The sequence below is a fragment of the Kitasatospora sp. NPDC059146 genome (genome assembly GCF_042786665.1).
Lineage (GTDB): Bacteria > Actinomycetota > Actinomycetes > Streptomycetales > Streptomycetaceae > Kitasatospora.
On record NZ_JBHZCY010000141.1, the window covers coordinates 19,656 to 24,199 of the forward strand.

At 73.8% G+C, this 4,544-nt stretch carries 5 protein-coding genes; 3 read left to right on the forward strand and 2 right to left on the reverse strand.

Annotation, left to right across the window (positions count from 1 at the left end; translation table 11 throughout):
- Positions 1-80 precede the first annotated feature (80 nt).
- Entirely contained in the window at positions 81-602 is a 522-nt protein-coding gene (locus ACFXPX_RS37315) for an RICIN domain-containing protein (protein ID WP_380595124.1), read from the reverse strand.
- 242 nt (positions 603-844) lie between these two features.
- On the opposite strand from ACFXPX_RS37315, the gene ACFXPX_RS37320 reads away from it, so the two are divergent.
- Positions 845-2,236: a cysteine desulfurase/sulfurtransferase TusA family protein gene (locus ACFXPX_RS37320; protein WP_380644635.1), complete on the forward strand. Its 1,392-nt coding sequence runs from the start codon at positions 845-847 to the stop codon at positions 2,234-2,236.
- Between the two features lie 25 nt (positions 2,237-2,261).
- On the opposite strand, the gene ACFXPX_RS37325 is transcribed toward ACFXPX_RS37320, so the two are convergent.
- Positions 2,262-3,236 carry a carbohydrate kinase family protein gene (locus ACFXPX_RS37325; RefSeq protein ID WP_375897352.1) on the reverse strand — a complete coding sequence of 325 codons (975 nt, stop codon included), beginning with the start codon at positions 3,234-3,236 and terminating at the stop codon, positions 2,262-2,264.
- Between the two features lie 279 nt (positions 3,237-3,515).
- Between ACFXPX_RS37325 and ACFXPX_RS37330 the strand changes: the two genes are divergently transcribed.
- Both ACFXPX_RS37330 and ACFXPX_RS37335 read left to right on the forward strand, forming a co-directional pair.
- Entirely contained in the window at positions 3,516-3,725 is a 210-nt protein-coding gene (locus ACFXPX_RS37330; RefSeq protein ID WP_375897353.1) for a hypothetical protein, read from the forward strand.
- Between the two features lie 91 nt (positions 3,726-3,816).
- Positions 3,817-4,500 (forward strand): hypothetical protein, encoded by a 684-nt coding sequence (locus tag ACFXPX_RS37335; protein WP_380532579.1) that lies wholly within the window; start codon positions 3,817-3,819, stop codon positions 4,498-4,500.
- Positions 4,501-4,544 lie beyond the last annotated feature (44 nt).

Sequence of the window (4,544 nt, forward strand, 5' to 3'; positions counted from 1 at the left end):
GCCCCCCCCGACCTCGGGGGTGGGGCGGCGGCCAGCGGGTGCGGGGTGGCGGCGGCCACAGCCGACTCACGCCACTCTGGTCACAGGCCCCACATCTGGTTCGCCTGCATGTTGCCGCACGGCCACTGCCTCACCGGCGCGCCCCAGGCCTTGCTCCAGTCCCCGACCTCCATGCACATACCGCTGTTCTTGTTCCTCAGCTCAATCCAGCGACCATCGGTGTTACCGACAACCCACTGCTGGTTGGCCTGATTGGTGCCGCAGGGCCACTGACGGATCTGGGCACCGGCCTGCGTGCTCCAGTCGGCCACTTCCAGGCACATACCGCTGTTCTTGTTCTTCAGCCAGAAACCGTTCGGGTAATTGTTCTGGTCGAAGTACCAGCCCTGATTGGTCTGGGCATCACCACAGGGCCACTGGTCCGCCGGGGCGCCTGCGTCGGTACGCCACCCGCCGATCTCCAGACAGTAGCCGCTGTTCTTGTTCAGATAGGCGTCCTTGGGCCCGGCCGCCGAGGCCGGCTGGGTGAAGGCAAGCATAAAGAGGGCGGATATCGCGGCCACAAGGCCGATCCGCTTTCCCTTCGAGAACTGGGCAATCACGTCGAGCTTTCCTTTCCGAGGTCTCTCGATAAGGAGGCAGCCCTCGCCGCAGACGCAACCGGCCCACCCCCTTGAACCGCGACGACCGTACCAGCACGAACCGACGCTCCGTCAATTCCGTTTCCCGACCAGTGGTCCACTCCTCCGCTGCATCGCTCGATTCAGGCCACGTCGGGGAAGCCGGGGTGCTCGGCCTCCCTCCCGCACGGCCCTCTGCACCGTCGCTGAGGTTCAATGGCCCCGTGTACTTCGACGTGGCCTCGACAGCCCCTCTGCACCCCGTCGCGCGGCAGGCCCTGACCGCCGCCCTGGACGAGGGCTGGGCCGATCCGGCCCGGCTGTACCGCTCCGGCCGGCAGGCCCGGATGCTGCTGGACGCCGCCCGCGAGACGGTCGCCGCCGTCCTGGGCGCGCGGCCCGACGAGATCTCCTTCACCGCGAGCGGGACGCAGGCCGTCCAACTCGGGCTGCTGGGCGCCCTGGCCGGGAACCGCAGGCGCGGCGGGCACCTGGTGCACTCCGCGGTGGAGCACTCCAGCGTGCTGCACGTCGGCGAACGCCACGAGGCGGGCGGCGGCGAGGTCTCGGTGGCCCCGGTGGACCGCACCGGGCGGGTGGACCCGCGGGCCTTCGGCGCCCTGCTGCGGACCGACACCGCGCTGGCCGCGCTGCAGAGCGCCAACCACGAGGTGGGCACCGTCCAGCCGGTCGGCGAGGTGGCCGAACTGTGCGCCGCGGCCGGGGTTCCGCTGCTGGTCGACGCCGCACAGAGCGCCGGACGGATGGACGTCCCGGCGGGCTGGTCGCTGCTGACCGCGAGCGCCCACAAGTGGGGCGGACCGCCCGGGGTCGGCGTCCTCGCCGTGCGCAAGGGCGTCCGGTACGCCTCGCCGCTGCCGGCCGACGAGCGCGAGGGCGGGCGGGTGCCCGGCTACGTCAACGTCCCGGCGATCGTGGCCGCGGCCGCCTCGCTGCGCGCCGTCCGGGCGGAGGCCGAGCGGGAGAACGCCCGGCTGCACGCCCTGGTGGAGAGGATCCGCGGCCGGGTGCCGCAGCTGGTGCCCGAGGTCGAGGTGGTCGGCGACCCGGTGCGGCGGCTGCCGCACCTCGTCACCTTCTCCTGCCTGTACGTGGACGGCGAGGTGCTGCTGACCGAGCTGGACCGGGCGGGCTTCGCGGTCTCCTCCGGCTCCTCCTGCACCTCCTCCACCCTGACGCCGAGCCACGTGCTGGCCGCCATGGGCGTGCTCACCGAGGGCAACGTCCGGGTCTCGCTGCCGTACGGGACGGCCGAGGCCGACGTGGAGCGCTTCCTCGGCGTGCTGCCGGACGTGGTCGCCGGGGTCCGCGCCCCGCTCGGGCTGGACCTGCCGGCGCCGGCGGCCGACGCCGGGCCACTGCTCGTGATCGACGCGCTCGGCAAGCGGTGCCCGCTGCCGGTGATCGAGCTGGCGAAGCGGATCGGCGAGGTGCCGGTGGGCGGCACCGTCGCCGTGCTGGCGGACGACGAGGCGGCCCGGCTGGACGTCCCGGCCTGGTGCGGGATGCGCGGTCAGGAGTACGCCGGGGAGGCCCCGGCCGCCGACTACGGCGGCGACCGGGGCTCGGCCTACCTGGTGGTGCGCCGCTCCTGAGGGGCGGACCACCAGGGCCCGGCCGCTAGACCAGGTGGGTGCGGATCTCCGCGGCGGCCTCGGCCCCGTAGGCGTCCTCGATCCGCTTCAGGAAGGCGGCCGGACGCAGGTCGTACTCCTGGGTGCCGACGGTCTCGATCACCAGGGTGGCGAGCATGCAGCCGAGCTGGGCGGCGCGCTCCAGGTCGAGGCCCCAGGACAGCCCGGACAGGAAGCCGGCCCGGAAGGCGTCCCCGACGCCGGTCGGGTCGACCTTGGCCTCCTCGGCCGGGCAGCCGACCACGATCGGGGCCTCGCCCTTGCGCTCGATCCGGACGCCCTTGCTGCCCAGGGTGGTGACCCGGGTGCCGACGCGGGTGAGCAGCTCCTCGGCGTCCCAGCCGGTCTTGGTCTCGATCAGCGCGGCCTCGTACTCGTTGGTGAAGAGGTACGAGGCGCCGTCCACCAGCTCGCGGATGTCCTCGCCGTCCAGACGGGCCAGCTGCTGGGAGGGGTCGGCGGCGAAGGCGTAACCGCGGGTGCGGCACTCCTGGGTGTGGCGGACCATGCCCTGGGGGTCGTCGGCGCCGACCAGGACGAGGTCGAGGCCGCCGACGCGGTCGGCGATCGGCTTGAGCTCGATGTTGCGGGCCTCGGCCATGGCACCGGTGTAGAACGAGGCGATCTGGTTGTGGTCCTCGTCCGTGGTGCACATGAAGCGGGCGGTGTGCCGGGTCTCGGAGATGTGGACGGAGTTGCAGTCCACGTTGTTGCGCTCCAGCCAGCTGCGGTACTCGGCGAAGTCCGCGCCGGCGGCACCGACCAGGATCGGCCGGAGCCCGAGCACGCCCATGCCGAACGCGATGTTCGGCGCGACGCCACCACGGCGGATGTCCAGGGCGTCGACCAGGAAGGACAGCGACACGGTGTGCAGCTGCTCGGCGACGAGCTGGTCGGCGAACCGACCGGGGAACGTCATCAGGTGGTCGGTGGCGATCGAGCCGGCGACGGCGATACGCACGGGGGTCTCCTCAGGATGGCAACAGGGCCAGCGGGGGCGAATGAACCCACTCACGGTACCCGTCCGGCACGGCACGCCAGCAAGAGTCCCGCAAGCTGCCGGTCGCCTTCCCCGCCATGGTGGCACCCCGGACCCCCCAACGTGTACTACCTCCGGGTAGCACTGGTGGGCCCACCGGGCCGGGCCTAGGGTCGGCCCCATGGAGCCCTGCCGCGATCGGTCGGGGCCCGTCGACGACCGTGGCGATGCGGCCACGGCCCTTGATCGGAGCGATGCCCGATGATGTCCGACCCCTTCCCGCCGAGCGCCCGCCGAGCCGACGCGGACGCCGAGAGCCTCGACGCGCTGGTCCGCTCCTCCCGGCGGCTGCGCCGGTTCTGGCCGGTGGTGACGGCCGGACCGGAGCCCGCCGCCCCCGCGTCCGTCGGCGTCCGGGTGCCGTCCGGGGCGCAGCGGCTGGTCGCCGGGATGGCCGAGTACGGCATGTGAGGACCGGGGAACCGGATCCGACCGGGGCACGTCACATCCGCGCGGTGCGGCCGAGGAGGCCGCGCCGCTGAGCCCTCGGGAGGATGCGCAGATGGATCTGGAGACGATGCCCCGCCGCGGTCGGCGGGCGGTGGCCCTGGCGGTGGCCGCGCTGGCGGCAGTGGTGACCCTGGCCGGCTGCAACGGCGACGGCAAGGGTTCCGGGGACTCGGCGGCGAGCACCGCCTCGGCCTCCGTGAGCAGCTCGGCCCCGCCGAGCGGGTCCCCGACGGCCCCGGCGGACTCCGGTTCGCCGTCCGCGCCGGCGCCCGCGGGGGCCCCGTCGGGCGGGGCGACGCCGACCCCGGCCGAGCCCGCACCCGGGCGGCCCACGACGCCGGCCACTCCCCCGCCCAACGGGATCGCCCCCGGTGAGCCCAACCCGGCCGGTGGCGGCCCGGCCAACTCGAACGTCCGGCCGCCGACCGGCTACCGGCTGGACGGCAGCAACAAGCTGACCGTCTACTTCTTCGGCGGGGTCTGCACCACGTACGCGGTGAAGGCGGACGAGTCGCAGCCGGGCCAGGTGGGCGTGGTGATCGTGCCGGGCCCGCCGACCGTCCAGCCCGGGCACGTCTGCACCGCGATGGCCAAGCGGCAGGCCGTCTCCGTCGACCTGCGCTCGCCGCTGGCCGGGCGGACGGTGGTGGACCGGACGAGCGGCCAGGAGGTGCCGATGGAGGGCGACGCCCACGCGGGCCCGGATCCGGTCACCCCGGACGGCGCCGCGCGCTAGCGGCCGGTGACGCGCACGGTGGAACGCGGAAGGCGGCCCCGGGG